The 17,934-nt window shown below is 70.0% G+C and carries 17 protein-coding genes; 10 read left to right on the forward strand and 7 right to left on the reverse strand.

Annotation, left to right across the window (positions count from 1 at the left end; all coding sequences use genetic code 11):
• Positions 1 to 23: 23 nt before the first annotated feature.
• The 7 genes from OHA40_RS01745 to OHA40_RS01775 form a co-directional block, all read right to left on the reverse strand.
• A complete protein-coding gene (locus tag OHA40_RS01745) occupies positions 24 to 530 on the reverse strand; it encodes a hypothetical protein (RefSeq protein ID WP_330231315.1) in 507 nt (168 codons plus the stop codon).
• A gap of 381 nt (positions 531 to 911) precedes the next feature.
• Complete coding sequence (locus OHA40_RS01750) at positions 912 to 2,633, reverse strand: urease subunit alpha (protein ID WP_330231316.1); 1,722 nt, start codon at positions 2,631 to 2,633, stop codon at positions 912 to 914.
• Positions 2,634 to 2,919: 286 nt separating this feature from the next.
• Entirely contained in the window at positions 2,920 to 3,237 is a 318-nt protein-coding gene (locus OHA40_RS01755) for an urease subunit beta (protein WP_330231317.1), read from the reverse strand.
• 9 nt (positions 3,238 to 3,246) lie between these two features.
• Entirely contained in the window at positions 3,247 to 3,549 is a 303-nt protein-coding gene (locus OHA40_RS01760) for an urease subunit gamma (protein WP_040778027.1), read from the reverse strand.
• A gap of 76 nt (positions 3,550 to 3,625) precedes the next feature.
• On the reverse strand, positions 3,626 to 4,015 hold the full coding sequence (locus OHA40_RS01765; protein ID WP_330234493.1) for a PaaI family thioesterase: 390 nt from the start codon (positions 4,013 to 4,015) through the stop codon (positions 3,626 to 3,628).
• A 99-nt stretch (positions 4,016 to 4,114) separates the two neighbouring features.
• Complete coding sequence (locus tag OHA40_RS01770) at positions 4,115 to 4,942, reverse strand: carbonic anhydrase (RefSeq protein WP_330231318.1); 828 nt, start codon at positions 4,940 to 4,942, stop codon at positions 4,115 to 4,117.
• A 48-nt stretch (positions 4,943 to 4,990) separates the two neighbouring features.
• Complete coding sequence (locus OHA40_RS01775) at positions 4,991 to 6,034, reverse strand: hypothetical protein (protein WP_330231319.1); 1,044 nt, start codon at positions 6,032 to 6,034, stop codon at positions 4,991 to 4,993.
• 132 nt (positions 6,035 to 6,166) lie between these two features.
• Between OHA40_RS01775 and OHA40_RS01780 the strand changes: the two genes are divergently transcribed.
• The 10 genes from OHA40_RS01780 to OHA40_RS01825 all read left to right on the forward strand — a co-directional run bounded on the left by OHA40_RS01780 (position 6,167) and on the right by OHA40_RS01825 (position 17,919).
• The gene (locus OHA40_RS01780) at positions 6,167 to 7,213 is read left to right on the forward strand and encodes a FecCD family ABC transporter permease (RefSeq protein ID WP_330231320.1); all 1,047 of its coding nucleotides are present in this window, start codon (positions 6,167 to 6,169) and stop codon (positions 7,211 to 7,213) included.
• A gap of 241 nt (positions 7,214 to 7,454) precedes the next feature.
• Complete coding sequence (locus OHA40_RS01785) at positions 7,455 to 8,546, forward strand: FecCD family ABC transporter permease (protein ID WP_330231321.1); 1,092 nt, start codon at positions 7,455 to 7,457, stop codon at positions 8,544 to 8,546.
• On the forward strand, positions 8,543 to 9,457 hold the full coding sequence (locus OHA40_RS01790) for an ABC transporter ATP-binding protein (RefSeq protein ID WP_330231322.1): 915 nt from the start codon (positions 8,543 to 8,545) through the stop codon (positions 9,455 to 9,457). The genes OHA40_RS01785 and OHA40_RS01790 overlap by 4 nt, the downstream gene beginning before the upstream one ends.
• Before the next feature lie 52 nt (positions 9,458 to 9,509).
• Complete coding sequence (locus tag OHA40_RS01795) at positions 9,510 to 9,905, forward strand: BlaI/MecI/CopY family transcriptional regulator (RefSeq protein ID WP_330231323.1); 396 nt, start codon at positions 9,510 to 9,512, stop codon at positions 9,903 to 9,905.
• Between the two features lie 43 nt (positions 9,906 to 9,948).
• Entirely contained in the window at positions 9,949 to 10,887 is a 939-nt protein-coding gene (locus OHA40_RS01800; RefSeq protein WP_330231324.1) for a M56 family metallopeptidase, read from the forward strand.
• 179 nt (positions 10,888 to 11,066) lie between these two features.
• Positions 11,067 to 12,845: a DEAD/DEAH box helicase gene (locus tag OHA40_RS34615; protein ID WP_442943892.1), complete on the forward strand. Its 1,779-nt coding sequence runs from the start codon at positions 11,067 to 11,069 to the stop codon at positions 12,843 to 12,845.
• Between the two features lie 6 nt (positions 12,846 to 12,851).
• On the forward strand, positions 12,852 to 13,694 hold the full coding sequence (locus tag OHA40_RS01810) for a DMT family transporter (protein WP_330231325.1): 843 nt from the start codon (positions 12,852 to 12,854) through the stop codon (positions 13,692 to 13,694).
• 105 nt (positions 13,695 to 13,799) lie between these two features.
• Positions 13,800 to 15,236, forward strand: a complete 1,437-nt coding sequence (locus OHA40_RS01815; RefSeq protein WP_330231326.1) for a GuaB1 family IMP dehydrogenase-related protein — start codon at positions 13,800 to 13,802, stop codon at positions 15,234 to 15,236.
• Between the two features lie 243 nt (positions 15,237 to 15,479).
• Positions 15,480 to 16,862, forward strand: coding sequence for a hemolysin family protein (locus tag OHA40_RS01820; RefSeq protein WP_330234494.1), 1,383 nt, complete (start codon positions 15,480 to 15,482; stop codon positions 16,860 to 16,862).
• A complete protein-coding gene (locus tag OHA40_RS01825) occupies positions 16,855 to 17,919 on the forward strand; it encodes a hemolysin family protein (RefSeq protein WP_330231327.1) in 1,065 nt (354 codons plus the stop codon). The genes OHA40_RS01820 and OHA40_RS01825 overlap by 8 nt, the downstream gene beginning before the upstream one ends.
• The last annotated feature ends 15 nt before the right edge of the window (positions 17,920 to 17,934 follow it).

A 17,934-nucleotide genomic window follows, 5' to 3' on the forward strand; every position in this document is an offset into this window, starting at 1 on the left:
AGGATCTATGAGCAGGCGATCGATCATGTCACGTGGTTCAGCTCGTCCCGCAACGACATCACCGGCACCATTCCCCGGGTGCCGTACCGCTGCCAGGAAAGTCGGTACAGGCGGTCCCATCGGTCCTCGATCCAGTCCCAGATGAGGTCGGCGACCCATGCGGGATCGTCGAGTTCGGTCGTGTACAGCCGATCCGGTGAGCCATCGGCGAATTCCAAAGTGTAGGTGGGTGTCTCGCAGTCCGGATCGAGCGGGGATCCACGGTAGGTTTGGACGAAGCTGGCGGAATCGTCGCGCCTGCCGACAATCAGGAACGGCGTCGAAGCCAGCTGGTGCAGCCGAGGGATCCAGTCGTGCAGCTCTTCTAGAACGAGCGACGAACGTCTGTGCACGCCGCCGATGTCCACCTCCACCAGGTAGCGCCGACCGAGGAAGGTCAGCTGGTCGTTGTCGGCGTCATACAGTGCCGCGCCCGGCCGGATCACATCCTTGACGATCTCGAGTAAACCGGCGACGACATGATCCGGCATCCACACTTGGACGGTATCGCCCGTGATGGCCCATTGCACCGAATAGTCCGGCCGCCGCCTGCTTGTAGCAACCTTGTTCCACCCCACGAGCGCTGCGTTCAAGCTGAGGACGTGGTCCTCCTCGGTGGGTGGGCGGGAGCGCTGAGATAGAAGGTAGTGCCGAACTTCGTCAGGACGCTCTACCGCATCTGCCGGAAGTGCGACAAACTCTCGGATCACTGGATCCAGTCTAATGAAGTCCGCTACACCCCAATGCTGTCCGAGCTGCGATGATTTCGAATCCGTCAACCCCGGTCTGATCGTTCACGATCTCGTCCGGCTCGACTCCGCGACAACGACTTCGAGGGTGTCCCGATGCAGCCGTGTGCCGCTCGCCGCGAGTCAGAACAGGAAGTAGCGCTGGGCCATGGGGAGTTCGGTGGCGGGTTGTTCGCGCCAGACCTCGCCGTCGATGCGGACGGTGAAGGTGTCCGGGTCGACTTCGATGTGGGGCATGGCGTCGTTGTTGGGCATGTCCGTCTTCGTGATGTGACGGACGTTGCGGACCGGCACGAGTTTGCGCTGGACTCGCAGCCGCTCGGCTAGTCCGTCCTCGATCGCTTGCTCGGAGACGAAGTGGAGGGACGTCGCGGCGGTGCTCGCGGGGGCCGCGCCGAACATCGGGCGCGGCAGCACCGGCTGCGGAGTCGGGATGGAGGCGTTGGCGTCGCCCATCGCGGCCCAGGCGATCGCGCCGCCTTTGAGCACGGCGTGCGGGCGGACGCCGAAGAACGCAGGCTCCCACAGCACCAGGTCGGCGAGCTTGCCCACCTCGACCGAGCCGATCTCGTGGTCGAGGCCGTGCGCGATAGCCGGGCAGATGGTGTATTTCGCGATATAGCGCTGGACGCGGGCGTTGTCGGCCGCGCCGTCGCCGGGCAGCGGGCCGCGGCGGCGTTTCATCACGTGCGCGGTCTGCCAGGTGCGCAGCACCACCTCGCCGATGCGGCCCATGGCCTGCGAGTCACTGCCGATCATCGAGATGGCGCCGAGATCGTGCAGCAGATCCTCCGCCGCGATGGTGGACGGGCGGATGCGGCTTTCGGCGAACGCGAGATCCTCCGGGATCGAGGCGCTCAGGTGATGGCACACCATGAGCATGTCCAGGTGCTCGTCGAGAGTGTTCACGGTGTGCGGGCGGGTCGGGTTGGTGGAACTGGGCAGCACGTTGAGATGCGAAGCGACGGTGATGATGTCGGGCGCGTGCCCACCGCCCGCACCCTCGGTGTGGTAGGCATGGATGCCGCGGCCCGCGATCGCCGCGAGGGTGTCTTCGACGAAACCGGCCTCGTTCAACGTGTCCGAGTGCAGCGCCACCTGCACGCCCGCGGCGTCGGCGACGGTGAGGCAGGCGTCGATCGCGGCGGGCGTCGAGCCCCAGTCCTCGTGCAGCTTGAAACCCGATGCGCCGCCGCGCAATTGCTCCCACATCGCCGCGGCGCTGACGGTATTGCCCTTGCCGAGCAGCACGATGTTCACCGGCCAGCCGTCGGTGGCCTCCAGCATCCGCGCCAGATGCCACGCGCCCGGCGTCACGGTGGTCGCCTTGCTGCCCTCGGCGGGGCCGGTGCCGCCGCCGATGAGTGTGGTGATGCCGCCGCCGAGCGCCTCGTCCATCAGCTGCGGGCAGATGAAGTGCACGTGACAGTCGATGGCGCCCGCGGTGAGGATTCGTCCGTTACCCGCGATGATCTCGGTGGACGGGCCGACGACCAGGTCCGGGTGCACGCCGGTCATCGTGTCGGGGTTACCCGCCTTCCCGATGGCGCTGATCCGTCCGTCGCGAATGCCGACGTCTGCCTTGATGATTCCCCAATGATCGATGATCACCACGCCGGTGATCACGGTGTCGGGAGCGCCCTCGGCGCGGGTCGCGCGCGACTGGCCCATGGATTCGCGCAGCACTTTGCCGCCGCCGAACACGGCCTCGTCACCGGCCCGCCCCGGTCCGCCGCCGCGGTCCTCGGTGATCTCGATCAGCAGATCGGTGTCGGCCAACCTGATCCGGTCCCCGGTCGTCGGCCCGAACAGTTCGGCATACCGCGCCCGGCTGAGTTCACTCATCGCGTCCTACCTCCCGAGCCGCCTGCCGAAGATCCGCGAATTGCCCGGACCATGCCGAAGTGCGCCGACATCCACCTCTGGTCATCGGAATGTCCGGCCGAGGACCGGGTTCCGCGCCCGCCGACTCGGCCCGCCCTCCGGTCGTCGGTCCGGCGGTACTCACCTGTCAGGGCGCCATCCCGTCTGCAACCCGGACAGCGGGGCTGCCGCCGCTCGGCTCGGGTGGACGCACGGCTTTCCGGAGCCCGGCCTCGGCGTTCATCGGCTGCGATCGGGCCGAGACCGCTCATGTCGGTCTGTCCAAGCGCCCGGGCGGGGTCAGGCCGATGCCGTGCACCTCGCGGGTTCCGCCCAGCGGGACCAGCGAAACCCGCTGGGCGAGCCCCGGTTCGAAGCGCACCGCGGTCCCGGCCGGGATGTCGAGCCGACGGCCGTGCGCGGCGGCGCGGTCGAAGTCCAGCGCCGCGTTCGCCTGCGGGAAGTGCACATGGCTGCCGACCTGCACCGGCCGGTCGCCGGTATTGATCACCGCGAGCTCGATTCGGTCCGCGCCGGAATTCAGTTCGACGACGCCCTCGGCGCAGAAATATTCACCGGGAATCATGCCGTCGTCCTAGCCGATCGGGTGGTGGACGGTGACGAGCTTGGTGCCGTCCGGGAAGGTCGCCTCGACCTGGACGTCGGGAATCATCTCCGGCACACCCTCCATCACGTCGGCGCGGGTGAGCACCGTCCGCCCCGAGGACATCAGCTCGGCGACCGTACGGCCGTCGCGTGCGCCCTCGAGTACGTGGTCGGTGATCAGCGCGACCGCCTCGGGATGGTTCAGCTTCAGTCCGCGCGCTTGCCTGCGCCGGGCCAGCTCGGCGGCGTAGCTGAGCAGCAGGCGCTCCTGTTCGTGCGGTGACAGTCGCATCCGGGCTCCTCACCGGGTCGCAGTGGGGTGACGGACATTCTGGCACGCCGGTTCCGTCCTCGCCGGACGAGCGTACTCAGGAACGGTGCGGCAGATTCTGCAACCGCACCTGCCCGCGCGCGACGGTGCGGCCCTGCTCGTCTGTGATGACGACCTGCCACAGCTGCTGGAGCCTGCCGCGATGCAGCGGCGTCGCCTCGCCGGTCAGCGTGCCTTCGCGCACCGCGCGCAGGAAGTCGGTGTTGTTGTTGACGCCGACCACCGTGCCCTGGTCACCGAACCAGATCCCGGCCGCGATGCTGGCGAGCGTTTCGATGACGGTGCAGTACACACCACCGTTCTGGATACCGGCGGGCTGGTAGAGGTGCGGCTTGACGACCCACTCGCCGCGCACCCGGTCGGGGGTCATTTCGGTGTAGCGCAGGCCGATCAGGTCGGCGAAGGTGCCTTCGCTGATCGTCGTCATCTCCTCCGGAGTGACATTCGCCAGCGAGCCGAATTCCTGGGTTTCCTGCTGTGTCATGCGTTCACTGTCGCATAGCGGGGAGCGCGGGCCGCAGCGGCCTCACCCGCCCGCCAGCGTGACCGTCCGCCCGTTCAACGGCTGGGTCGGCCGGTTGCTGTGCGCGAACAGCGTGCGGTACCGGTCCGCGTCGGCCGCTGCCACCGGTACCGGATTGCCGAGCACCGTCCAGGACACGCCTTCACTGCACGGTGGCGTGGTCAGCGAGCCCTGATACCGGAACTGGTCGACGACACCGGGCAGTAGCGCGCGCAGGTCGACCGGGCCGGTAACGGTGATCTCGGCGTCCACCGCCTGCGGCGCGAACGCGAGGATCGGGTCGAAGGCCGAAGGGTCCGGCGTGGCTTGCATGAGCACACCGAGCACGGCCGACTTACCCGCCGCGCTCTTGTGCACGAAGTGCACTTCCATCGTCGCGCCCGCCCCGTCCACCGTGTGCTCGCTCGGCAGATGGAAATGGAACTGCGCCAGGTCGAACGGCGTACCGTCGACCACGATGCGATTCCCATTGTCCGCCGGGAGGTTTGCCTGCACGGTGTGCCCGTTGTTCACCAGGGCCAGCTCGGGCACCGAGTGGTAGTCGACGGTGATGTGCTCGGACGGCTCGAGTCGTGCGTGGCTCGGCAGGTCGATGGGTGACTGCTGGTGGCCGCTCTTGCAGGCCAGATAGTCCCGGTCGAGGTCGGCCCAATGGTCGGGCCCCTCCGCGTCGTAGTCCCAGTGCGGTGCGACGTGCGCGCTGCCGGGGATATCCACACGGCTGTGTAGTTCCGGCTGCTCGCCACCCCCGCAGGCGGGAATGACGAGCACTGCCGCGGCGGCCGAGACGGCTGCGATCGAACGGAAACGGGACGCTCTGATGCTGGGCAAGGCACAACCCCTCGGACTACCGGTGAGTCGCGGCGGAGGCCCGCCCGATCACGCACGGCCTCGCCGACGACTCGGATGCGGTGCGCGGCACTGCGCACCGATGATCGCGACACGGTACCGGGCGGGTCCGCGATGCGCCGATGGCCGACCGACGCCTGCTCGGACGACGAATGTCCTTGTGTCAGCGGGTTTCCCGTTCGTGTCGGCGTCAGCGTAGACCTGGGGTCGCACGGCACGCCAGAGCAGGGCGCCGCGACAAAGTTCACACCGGAACAGAGCGACGGGCCCCACCGGTGGGTGGAGCCCGTCGCGGCACGGGATCGGGGGTCGCCGCAGCCCTCGGGACTCTCGCACGATCCGTACGCCGACCACAGTATAGGTCAGGTACCTAACTACGCAATAGCCCGAGCGGCGCACCGGAAGTCCGCGCTCCCCCATGGCCGCCAGCAACCCTCGGCCGCGTTGCGCGCCGGCGGCCGAATCGGTCCGCGCGAGATCCGGTACGTAAGTCGAAGCGCCCGCGATGGATTCGACGACGAGCGACCAGAACCGGCGGCGACTCAATCCGGAACAGCGCGCCATGTTCTCCTGCACGATCGTCAGCGCGGACTCACAGCGATGCGCGAGCCAGACATACATCGCCTCCGCGCAGGGCAAGGCGACCACGCCCGGCTCGCCCGCGAGCGGATCGCCGTCCAGCACCCGAATCGTCGGATCCGACAAGCCCGCCCAATCGACACCACCGTCGTTGTCGGTGTGGATCCAGAGGTTCTCCAGGCCGGGGTCCCAGGCCCGCCCCTCCGCGACGAGCAGCGCGACCACCCGCCCGGCGATCGCGTGAATCAGCGCTGTCGCAACCACTTCCGCGGCGATGTCGGCACTGATCATCTCCGCCGCATGACGCCGGTACATGAGTTCGACGCGCCCTTCGCGCACGCCGTCCGACAGCCGCCACCAGCGCCGCTTGCCCTGCTCCGCCATCGCCGCCACGGCGTAGACCCGCGGATGCTCCGGTTGCAGCGCGCGGAGCCGGGCGCAGGCGCGTCCGAACGCCATCGTCGAGCGATGGGGCGTGGTGATGAGCTCGGTCATCGAACCTCCTCGGGAATCGGCTCCGTCGCGATGCGCGCCGGGCATTCGGCCGTGCACTGTCGATAGCGAAAGATAGGTTAGGCTTACCAGACCTAGCAACCGTACCGCCGATTCCAGGAGCAGTTCGTCGCCGTGACCTCCCTTGCCACCGTGAGGCGGCGTCGACTCTCCGGGCTCCTCGCCGTGACCGCCCTGCTGCTGCTCGCCGTGGTGGCCGGTATCGCGGTCGGCGCACGCTCGCTCGCGCCGGGAACCGTGTACGACGCCGTGCAGCATGCGCTCACCTGCCCGGGCGGAGCCTTCACCTGTGCGGCCGGTTCGACCGAAGCACAGATCGTGCGCGGCCTGCGTCTTCCTCGGACCGCGCTGGCGCTGGTCTGCGGGGCGGCGCTGGGCATCGCAGGCGCGCTCATCCAGGGATACACCCGCAACCCGCTCGCCGACGCCGGATTGCTCGGCCTCAATGCGGGCGCCGCCTTCCTCGCGGCACTGAGCGTGTACCTGTTCTCGTTCAGCGCACCCGAGCAGTACATCTGGTTCGCGTTCGCCGGAGCGCTGCTCGCCGGGCTCGTGGTGTTCGGGGCCTCGGCAGTGGGCGGCGGGAAGGCGAGCCCGTTGAGCCTGGTGCTCGCGGGCGCCGCGGTGACCGCGTTCCTGCAGGCGATGACGAACGCCCTCGTGCTGTTGGACGCGTCGGCGCTGGACGCCTACCGGTTCTGGGTGGTCGGTACAGTCGCGGGCCGCGACGCCGAGGTGTTCTGGCAAGTGCTTCCGTTTCTGCTGGGCGGCATGCTGCTCGCCGTGGTGGCGGCGCCGGGACTGAATCTGATCGGCCTCGGCGACGAGGTCGCGCGCGGGCTCGGCGTGCACGTCGGCCGCAGCCGGGCGCTCGGACTGGCGGCCATCGTGCTGCTGGCGGGCGCGGCCACGGCGGCGGTGGGGCCGATCGCGTTCCTCGGCCTTGCCGTCCCGCATCTCGCGCGGACCGTCACGGGACCGGACTATCGCTGGCTGATTCCCTATTCCGGCCTCATCGGCGCGTTGCTGCTGCTGATCGCCGATATCGTCGGCCGCCTAGTGGTCCGGCCGGGCGAGCTGGAGGTCGGGGTGATGCTCGCCGCGCTCGGCGCGCCGTTCTTCCTCGCGTTCGTTCGGCGACGGAAGCTGGTCAGCCTGTGACCATTTCGCTGCGAACCATGAGCGCGCGGCCGATGCCGCGGGTCGCTGTCGATGGCGCCGCGGAAGTTCGGGAAGCCCGTGCGGACCGCATGCCGAACAACTTACGAGCGACCCGCCGTTGGCTCACTGTTGACGATGCTGCGAAAGTTGATGACCCTGTGACGGTTTCGTTGCGAACAACGAGGAAGCCGCCCGGTCGGGTCAGGAGGCCGTCGATGCTGTCGCGGAAGTCGGTGGTCCTGTGACGGTTTCGCTGCAAACCACGAGCGCACGGCCCGCCCTGCGCGTTGGTCCGGTGTCGATGGTGCTGCAGCCGGCGATGCTGCTGATCGTCACGGCGCTCACCGCGATCACGCTCGGACTGCTGTGCCTCGACATCGCGGTCGGCGAGTCACATCTGCCGCTCGGGCGCGTGCTGGACGTGCTGACCGGAGGCGGCACCAAAGCGCAGCGGTTCATCGTGCTGGAATCACGGTTGCCGCGCGCGCTCATCGCGCTGATGGTCGGTCTCGCGCTCGGCCTCGCGGGCGCGCTCACCCAGTCCATCCTGCACAACCCGCTGGCCGCGCCGGACATGCTGGGCATCACCTCCGGGGCGAGCCTGGGCGCGGTAGCCATGATGGTCGCCGGCGGCGGCGCGAGCACCGGACTGGCCGCCACGGTGGGCACGCCGCTGGCCGCGCTGGCCGGCGGCCTGCTCACCGCGGTGGCCATCTACCTGCTCGCCTGGGGGCGCAGCCCCTCCGGTGAACGCGGCGCTACCGGGCTGCGGCTGGTGCTGATCGGCGTCGGCGTGAACGCACTGCTGCTGGCGGGCATCAACGCGCAGCTCACCCGCGCAAGCCTGGCGGACGCCCAGCGCGCGCAGCTGTGGCTGACCGGATCGCTGAACTCGGCCGACTCCGCGCATCTGGGGCCGACGGTGATCGCGGTGGCCGCCGTCGCCGTCGTAGCACTCGGCTCCGCCCGCACGCTCGCCGCACTGCGCCTCGGCGCGGAGACCACGCGTGCGCTCGGCGTGCGGATCCAGACCCAGCAGGCCGTGCTGATCGGCGCCGCCGTGGTCGCCGCGTCGGTGGCCACCGCCGCCGCCGGGCCGGTCGGCTTCATCGCCCTCACCGCGCCGCAGATCGCGCGACGCCTCCTGCGCACCCCCGGCGAACCGCTCGTCGGCTCGGCCCTGGTCGGCGCGATGCTGGTGGTCGGCGCGGATGTCGCGTCGCGCACGGTGTTCCCCGTCGATCTTCCGGTCGGTGTCGTGACCGCGCTGTTCGGCGGCCCGTTCCTGCTGTATCTGCTCGTGCGTATGAACCGGAAGGCGACGCTGTCATGACGATCGCAGACACCACTCCCGATACCAGGGAGCAGACCGACGCATTGGAGCACCGGCTCGGCGCCGACGGCGTCACCCTCGGCTACGGGGAACGGGTGATCGTCAACGGGCTGAGTCTGGACATCGCGCCCGGCGTGATCACCACGGTGATCGGACCGAACGGCTGCGGAAAGTCCACGCTGCTGCGCTCGCTCGGCCGCCTGCTGCGGCCGCGGGAAGGCCGAGTCCTGTTGGACGGCAAGGCCATTTCGACGATGCGGACCAAGGACGTCGCTCGCATCATAGGCATGCTTCCGCAATCGCCGGTCGCTCCGGAAGGACTCACCGTCGCCGATCTCGTCGCCCGCGGACGCCACCCGCACCAGTCCTGGTTCCGGCAGTGGTCGGCCGCGGACGAAGCGGAGGTGACGACCGCGCTGGAACACACCGGCATCGCCGATCTGGCCGACCGCGCGCTAGACGAACTGTCCGGCGGACAACGCCAGCGCGCCTGGATCTCTATGGCGCTGGCCCAGGGCACCGACATCCTCCTGCTCGACGAGCCGACCACCTACCTCGATCTGGCGCATTCGATCGAGGTGCTCGACCTGGTCGACCGGCTGCACGCCGATCTGGGGCGCACCGTGGTCATGGTGTTGCACGATCTGAACCTCGCGATCCGCTACAGCGACCAGCTGGTGGTCATGCACGCCGGACGCGTCGTCGCCACCGGCGCGCCGGCCGAGGTGATGTCGGTCGAGCTGCTGCGCGAGGTCTTCGCGCTGGACGCCACCGTGTTCGAGGACCCGGTCTCGGGCCGGCCGATGATCGTGCCGATCGGCGCAAGGCATGTGCGTGGAAAGGCAGGCGGACCGGACTACGCGGGGCCGGGAGCCACGCCTATGAGAAATGCCACACCAGCTACTTCATAGTTACGACACCCTGTAGTACGCATCGGCGTCGTTGAGTACCTAAGATTGTGGGATGGCAGGTCTTGGTGAACTCGAGAAAGCGGTCATGGACCAGTTGTGGTCGGCCGACGAACCACAGACGGTCCGGCAGGTGCACGAGGCGCTCGCCGCACGCCGTGAGCTCGCGTACACCACGGTGATGACCGTGCTGCAACGTCTGGCGAAGAAGAACCTCGTGGTCCAGCGGCGCGACGACCGCGCCCACCGCTACGCGCCGGTGCACACCCGCGACGAGCTCGTGGCCAGCCTGATGTTCGACGCGCTGCAACAGGCCGAGGAGGCGGGCAGCCGCGCCGCCGCGCTCGTGCACTTCGTGGAACAGGTCGGCAAGGATGAGGCTGCCGCGCTACGGGAAGCACTCGCTAAGCTCGAAGCAACCGAGGAGGGTTCGGCACCGCCGCCGCAGTAGACTCCTCGGGCGCCCTGGCCCCACAACGCAGTGAGCTGAGTCGATGAACGCAACCGCGCCGGTCTTCGCCGGACTCGCATTGCTTCTCGCGGGGCCTGCCCCGGCCTTGCTCAGCCGGGCGACCTGGACCTACCGGACGCCCCGCGCAGCGCTCGTGCTCTGGCAGGCCATCGCGCTCGCCGCCGTGCTCAGCGCGTTCGGCTCCGGATTGGCCATCGCCGCCGAGCTGCTCGTGCCCGGCCCGGACGGTCGCCCGACCACCTCGCCGACGCGCGAGATCGACGCGCTCGGCCTGCCCCTGTGGTCGGCGTACGTGTTCGTGTTCGCGCTCACGCTGCTGATCGGTGGGCGGCTGATCTACGCGATCGTCCGGGTCGGCGTGCACACCCGCAGGCGGCGGGCACGCCACCGGATGCTGGTCGACCTACTCGACCAGAGCGGTCCGCGGCGGCGGGCCGCCGACATCCGGGTGCTGGCCGCCACCGAGCCGATCGCCTACTGCCTGCCGGGTCTGCGCCAGCGCGTCGTTCTCAGCGAAGGCACCCTGACCAACCTCGCCGACGCCGAGATCACCGCGATCGTCAGCCACGAGCGCTCACACCTGCGCGCCAGGCACGATCTGGTGCTGGAAGCGTTCACCGCGGTGCACGAGGCATTCCCCCGGGTGGTGCGCAGCAAGGCGGCGCTCGGCTCGGTGAAGCTGCTCATCGAACTGCTCGCCGACGATTCCGCCGTCAAGGTCACGGGGCCGAAGCCGCTGGCCCGCGCCCTCATCGCCTGCGCGAAGTCCACCGCACCGCAAGGCGCGCTCGCCGCGGGCGGCCCTACCACACTCATCCGCATCCAGCGGCTCAGCGACCGGATCGGCGACGTGCGCATCGCGACCGTCGCGTACCTCGGCTCGGCCGCCATCTTGGTGGTGCCGACCTTGGCCGTGGCCGTTCCCTGGCTCGTGGAGCTGAGCCGCCTGTTCCACGGCTGACTCCCGGCCACGTATCCTGGACACTCGGCCCGGCCTTCCGGTCGGCCGCACCCCTCTCGACTCTCGGCGCGTGATCGCCGCGCCGCAGCGCGGTGAACCGCATCGTGCACCGCTCTCGATCCCACCTAACAGCGAGTTCCGCGTCGAACGCGCTGTGCGACGAAAGGCACCCCCACCTCGTGACCCCCTCGACCACCGTCGCCGCGGCGCCCACCGTGACCTTCGCGGAGCTGGGCCTGCCCGCCGTGCTCGTGCAGGCACTGCGGCGCGACGGCATCGAGATGCCGTTCCCGATCCAGGCCGCCACCGTGCCGGACGTCTTGGCCGCCAAGGACGTGCTCGGCCGCGGCCCGACCGGTTCCGGCAAAACCCTGGCCTTCGGCCTCCCGATGCTCACCCGCCTGGCGGGCGCTCCGGCCAAGCCGGGCAGGCCACGCGGACTCGTGCTGGTGCCGACCCGCGAACTGGCCGCGCAGATCGAGCGGGCGCTCGACGAACCGGCGCTTGCGCTCGGCCTGCGCGTGGCGTCGGTGGTCGGCGGCGCGCCGATCAAACGCCAAGCCGACCGGCTCGCGCGCGGCGTCGACCTGCTCATCGCCACGCCCGGCCGGCTCGCCGACCTGATCGCGCAAGGGTCCGCCGCCCTGTCCGACGTGGTGATCACCGCGCTGGACGAGGCCGACCACATGGCCGACATGGGCTTCCTGCCGCAGGTGACCAAGCTGCTGGACCGCACACCGAGCGACGGTCAGCGCCTGCTGTTCTCCGCCACGCTGGACGGCGACGTCGACAAGCTGGTCAAGCGCTACCTGCGCGCACCGGTCACGCACTCGACCGCGCCGCCGTCGGCGTCGGTCGCCACGATGTCGCACCACCTGCTGTACGTGCGCGACAAGGTGGCCAAACGGGCGGTCGCCACCGAGATCGCCGGCCGCGACGGGCTGACCATCATGTTCGTCCGCACCAAGCACGGCGCCGACCGGCTCGCCAAACAGCTGCGCGGCGCGGGCATCGCCGCGGGCGCGCTGCACGGCGGCAAGGCGCAGAACAATCGGACCCGCACCCTCGCCGCGTTCGCCGACGGCTCGGTGCCGGTGCTGGTCACCACCGACGTCGCCGCGCGCGGCATCCACGTCGACGGGATCTCCCTGGTCGTGCACGTCGATCCACCCGCCGAGCCGAAGGCCTACCTGCACCGGGCCGGGCGCACCGCACGCGCCGGTGAGGACGGCGTGGTGGTCACGCTGGTGATGGACGACGAGCGCCGGGATGTCGAGGCGATGGCGCGCAAGGCCGGGGTGGAGGTCGACGGGGTCGAGGTTCGTCCCGGCGATCACACGCTGATCGCGATCACCGGCGCGCGCCGCCCGACCGGCGTTCCGGTCGCCGCACCGACCGCGCCCACATCGACGCCGGTCGCCGAGACGCCCACACGACGGAAGCCGGGACGGAACGCAGAACCGATCGCGGGCGGTGGCCCTGGCGCGAGACGATCCGGGGGTCGCTCCGCATCGAGGTCAGCCACGACCACACGGAAGCCGGGACGGCACGCAGCACCGACTAGCACCGGAGGTCGTGGCACGAGTGAAGCGACACAGTCGGGTCGCTCCGCTTCGACGCGCGGCGCGGAAACGCGGAAGCCGGGGCGGAACGCGGAGCCGGCCGCGGGCAGTCGGCGTAGCACGAATGACGCCACCCAGTCAGGGAGCCGCTCCGGGGCGAGCCGGGACAGCGGATCGGTGACAGCTCGCCGCAGCGGCGCGAATGCCGCGGGGACGTCCGCGACGGGCAATACCGTGGCACGCAGTGCCGACGCCGTCACCGCCCGGAGCTCTGGCTCGGGCGAGTTCTCCCGCCGCGCCGCAGGTCAGGCCTCCGGCGACACAGCAGGCCGAACACGGCGACGCGCCGTGCGATCCCAGCAGCCGCCACCGCGTGGCAACCGCGGAGCACACTGATCGGTCGTGACGCATCCGGCCGCGGCCGTCCTCTGCGCCCTGCTCGCCGCGCTGCTGTTCGCGGTCGCCGCGGTGGCGCAGCAACGGGCGGCGGCCGCTGTGCCGGAAGGGGAATCCCTGGTCCGCTCCCTGCTGCGCAATCCGCGCTGGTGGGCGGGCATCGGCGGCGACACGGGCGGATACGCCATGCAGATCGCGGCGCTCGCGCTGGGCGCCGTGCTGCTGGTGCAGCCGATCCTGGTGAGCGCGCTGGTCTTCGCGCTGCCGTTGTCGGCACGACTCAACGACCGCCGCGTCACACCCCGCACCTGGGCGGCCGCGCTGGCGCTCACCGCCGCGCTGGCCTGCTTCCTGCTCGTCGGCAATCCGGCCGCGGGCAATGCGGATGCGCCACTGCGGGATTGGCTGCTACCGCTGGGCATTCTGCTCGGCCTGATCGCCGCCGCCACGGTTGCCGGTCTCGCCGCGGACGACCCGGCATGGCGTGGGATGCTGCTCGGCGCGGCGAGCGGCTCGCTGTTCGGTCTGGCCGCCGCGCTCACCTCCTACGTCACCGACCTGTTCGAGCACGGTCTCGGCCAGGTGCTCGGCGGCTGGCAGACCTGGGCGCTCATCGCGGCGGGCGGCACCGGCGTCTACCTCCAGCAGCGCGCCTTCCAGGCCGGGCCGCTGGCCGCGTCGCTGCCCGCGGTGACGATCGCCGAACCGCTGGCCGCCGCCTTCATCGGTATCACCGTGCTGGACGAAAGATTGCGCACCAACACCATGGGCCTCGTCATCACCGGCATCGCGGTCCTCGTCATGTGCGCCACCACGATCACCCTTTCCCGCTCACAGGCGGCCGCCTGACAGGTTGCTCCCGGCTGCCACGATCCGACTGCCCTCGCCGCGCACCACGTATACAGCCGCACTGACGACGCCCACGCCGGTCGGCTCCCGGTTATGATCGGTCAAGTGCGCTTTCTCCCCGGTCATCAGCCGCCGTACGACCTGACCTACGACGACCTCTTCCTCGTCCCGAACCGGACGGATGTCGCATCGCGCTTCGACGTCGATCTCTCGACGGCCGACGGGTCCGGCACCACCATCCCGATCGTCGTCGCCAATATGACCGCCGTGGCCGGGCGCAGAATGGCCGAGACCGTGGCCCGCCGCGGCGGCCTCGTCGTCCTCCCGCAGGACCTGCCGATCACCGCGGCCGCCGACACCATCGCCTTCGTCAAGAGCCGCTCGCTCACCGCCGACACCCCGGTCACCCTCGACCCCGACCGCTCGGTGTCCGAGGCTGTGGCGCTCATGCACAAGCGCGCGCACGGCGCCGTCGTCGTGGTCGACGGCGGACGTCCCGTCGGCGTGGTCACCGAGGCGGCCTGCGCCGATGTGGACCGTTTCGCCCGGTTGCGCGAAGTCGCGGCGACCGATTTCGTGCGGGCGCCGGCCAGCACCACCCCGCGCGGCCTGTTCGACCTGCTGCACGCCGAGCACGCCGACTTCGCCGTGCTCACCGCCGAGGACGGCACCCTGGCCGGTGTGCTGACCCGCACCGGCGCGCTGCGCGCGGGCATCTACCAGCCCGCGATCGACGCCGGGGGCAAGCTGCGCGTCGCGGCCGCGATCGGCATCAACGGCGACGTGGCCGCCAAGGCCAAGTCCCTCGTCGACTCCGGCGCCGACCTGCTCGTCATCGACACTGCGCACGGTCATCAGGCCAAGATGCTCGAAACCCTTGCCGCGGTCCGCGATCTCGGGCTCGGCGTTCCGCTGGTGGCGGGCAACGTGGTCTCCGCCGAAGGCACCAGGGACCTGGCCGAGGCGGGCGCGGACATCGTCAAGGTCGGGGTCGGCCCCGGCGCCATGTGCACCACCCGCATGATGACCGGCGTCGGCCGTCCGCAGTTCTCCGCGGTGGCCGAATGCGCCGTCGTCGCCAGGGAACTCGGCGTGCACGTCTGGGCCGACGGCGGCGTGCGCCATCCCCGCGACGTCGCGCTCGCCCTGGCCGCGGGCGCCTCCAACGTGATGATCGGCTCCTGGTTCGCCGGCACCTATGAGTCCCCAGGCGACCTGCGCGTCGACCGGGACGGCAACGCGTACAAGGAGAGCTTCGGCATGGCGTCCAAGCGGGCCGTCGCCGCCCGCACCGCCTCCGACAGCGAATTCGACCGCGCGCGTAAGGGATTGTTCGAAGAGGGCATCTCCAGCTCCCGGATGCGGCTGGATCCCGAGCGGCCCGGCGTCGAGGACCTCATCGACCACATCTGCTCCGGTGTCCGCAGCGCGTGCACCTACGCGGGCGCGCGCACCCTCACCGAGTTCCACGACCGGGCCGTGCTCGGCGTGCAGTCGGCAGCAGGCTTCGCCGAAGGGCGGCCGCTGCCGAGCGGTTGGTGAGCGCCGACACGCACACCTGAGTGGCAACCGGCCCACGCGACCCGACGCGTGGGCCGGTAACATAGTGGTTGCCGAAGACCGGCATCAAGACTCCCGCGAAAGGATCCAGTTGTCACCCGCGTCCGAGGGCGCCGCACAGGAGGGCTCCTCTATCGAGCCGGGTGACAAACCCGGCGTCCTCCGCTCCGCAGTAGTCCCGCTCCGCACAGGCCGTTTCCCAGCACCGTTCGGGTGGTGCTGACGATGTCCGTCGCGCTCACCGCGCTCAGCCTGATCGGGTTCGTAGCTCTCACAGTCGGCACGGCCTTGTTCGTCGCCGCCGAGTTCTCCCTCACCGCGTTGGAACGCAGTACCGTCGAGGCGCACGCCCGCACCGGCGACGTCCGCGCCCGGATGGTCCGCAAAGCCCAGCACACGCTGTCGTTCCAGCTGTCCGGCGCCCAGCTCGGCATCACCATCACCACGCTGATCACCGGTTATATCGCCGAACCGGTGCTGGCCAAGCTACTGAAGCCGGTGTTCACCGGCCTCGGGCTGAGCGACGCCGCCGGGCACGGCATCGCCCTCACGCTGGCGTTGGTCCTGGCCACCTCGCTGTCGATGATCTACGGCGAGCTGGTACCCAAGAACATCGCCATCGCCAAGCCGCTGGCCACCGCCCGCGCCACGGCCGGTCCGATGGTCGCCTTCTCGGTGGCGTTCAAGTGGATGATCCACTTCCTCAACGGCACCGCCAACTGGGTGGTCCGCAGGCTCGGCGTGGAACCCGCCGAGGAGTTGCGCTCGGCTCGCTCCCCGCAGGAACTGGGGTCGCTGGTGCGCACCTCGGCCCTGCGCGGCGCGCTCGATCAGCGCACCGCCCAGGTGATGGATCGCTCGCTGCAGTTCGGCGAGCGCAGCGCCGAGGAACTGATGACGCCCCGGGTGACGATCGAATCGCTGGACAAGGACGACACCATCGCCGACCTCATCGACGCGGCAGGCCGCACCGGCTACTCCCGGTTCCCGGTGATCGACGGCGATCTCGACAACACCCTCGGCTTCGTACACGTCAAGCAGGCGTTCACGCATCCGGCCGGCGAGCGCCGGACCCTCCCACTGCACATGCTCGCCCGTCCGGTCCCGATCGTGCCCGCGAGCCTGGACGGCGACGAGGTGCTCGAACGCATCCGCGCCGACGGCATGCAGGTCGCCCTCGTCGTGGACGAGTACGGCGGCACCGCGGGCCTGGTCACCATGGAGGACGTCATCGAGGAGATCCTCGGTGACGTCCGCGACGAGCACGACGAGGAGGAGCGCGACGTGCGGCGCGTCTCGGACGGCTGGGACTGTTCGGGCCTGCTGCGCATCGACGAGGTCTCCCGGGCGACCGGGTACGACGCCCCCGAGGGCGAGTACGAGACACTGGGCGGCCTCGTCCTGACCAGGCTGGGCCGCATCCCGATGGCAGGCGACGAGGTCGTGCTGCCGAATCCCCGCACGCAACAGTGGTCTGCGGCGGACGATCCCGACGCGGGCGGCTGGATCGCCCGCGTGGAGCGGATGGACGGGCGGCGCATCGACCGGGTGCGCCTGATCCCGGTCACCGCCGACGCACTCGCGACCAAGGAGCACAGCCATGGGTGACCTCCTCGGCGTGCTGCTCACCATCGTGCTACTCGGCGGCAACGCCTTCTTCGTCGCGGCCGAGTTCGCGCTCATCTCCGCCCGGCGCGACCGGCTGGAAGCACTGGCCGCACAGGGCAAGCGCAATGCGAACACCGTGATCCGGGCGGGCGAGAATCTGTCGATGATGCTCGCGGCCGCGCAGCTGGGCATCACCATCTGCTCGATCCTGCTCGGTCGCGTCGGCGAGCCCGCCGTCGCGCATCTGCTGGAGGGCCCGTTCGAGCTGATCGGCCTGCCCGAGCAGGTGCTGCACCCGGTGGCGTTCGCCATCGCGCTGACCATCGTTGTCATCCTGCACATCTTGTTCGGCGAGATGATCCCGAAGAACATCGCGCTGGCCGGTCCGGAACGCAGCGCACTGCTGCTGGTTCCGGCGCACCTGGTGTGGCTGCGGCTGGCTCGACCGCTCATCGCGGTCTACAACCTGGCCGCCAACCTGTCGCTGCGGCTGCTGCGAATCGAGCCGAAGGACGAGCTCGAGGCCACCGTGTCCATGGTCGAGCTGGCCGAGATGATCGGCGAGTCGCGCTCGGAGGGCCTGCTCGACGAAGAAGAGCACCGGCGCCTCACCCAGGCGCTCCGCACCAGCGAACGGGTGGTCGCCGAGGTCATGGTGCCGCTGACGGCGGCACGGTCGGTTCCGCTGCGCGGCAATGGGACGACGCTCGGCGACATCGAATCCGCTGTCGCCGAGACCGGATTCTCCCGCTATCCGGTGCGGGCGGGCGACGGCTCGCTGGTCGGCTATCTGCATGTCAAGGACGTGCTCGACAAGGTCGCCGACGAAAGCGCCGGGCCCGCGACGCCGATCCCGCGCACCGACATCCGCCCGTTGCCGACGGTCGGCATGGGCACCACGCTCTATGAGGCGCTGGCCCGCTTGCGCCGCACCAACAGCCACCTCGGCCGGGTGGTCGACGAGCGGGGCAACACCACCGGCATCGTCGCCTTGGAGGACTTGGTGGAGGAGTTCGTCGGCACTGTCCGAGACGTCACGCACCGGGTGATCGAGTGACCGTACTGGCATCGC

It is taken from the genome of Nocardia sp. NBC_00508 (assembly GCF_036346875.1).
GTDB lineage: Bacteria > Actinomycetota > Actinomycetes > Mycobacteriales > Mycobacteriaceae > Nocardia.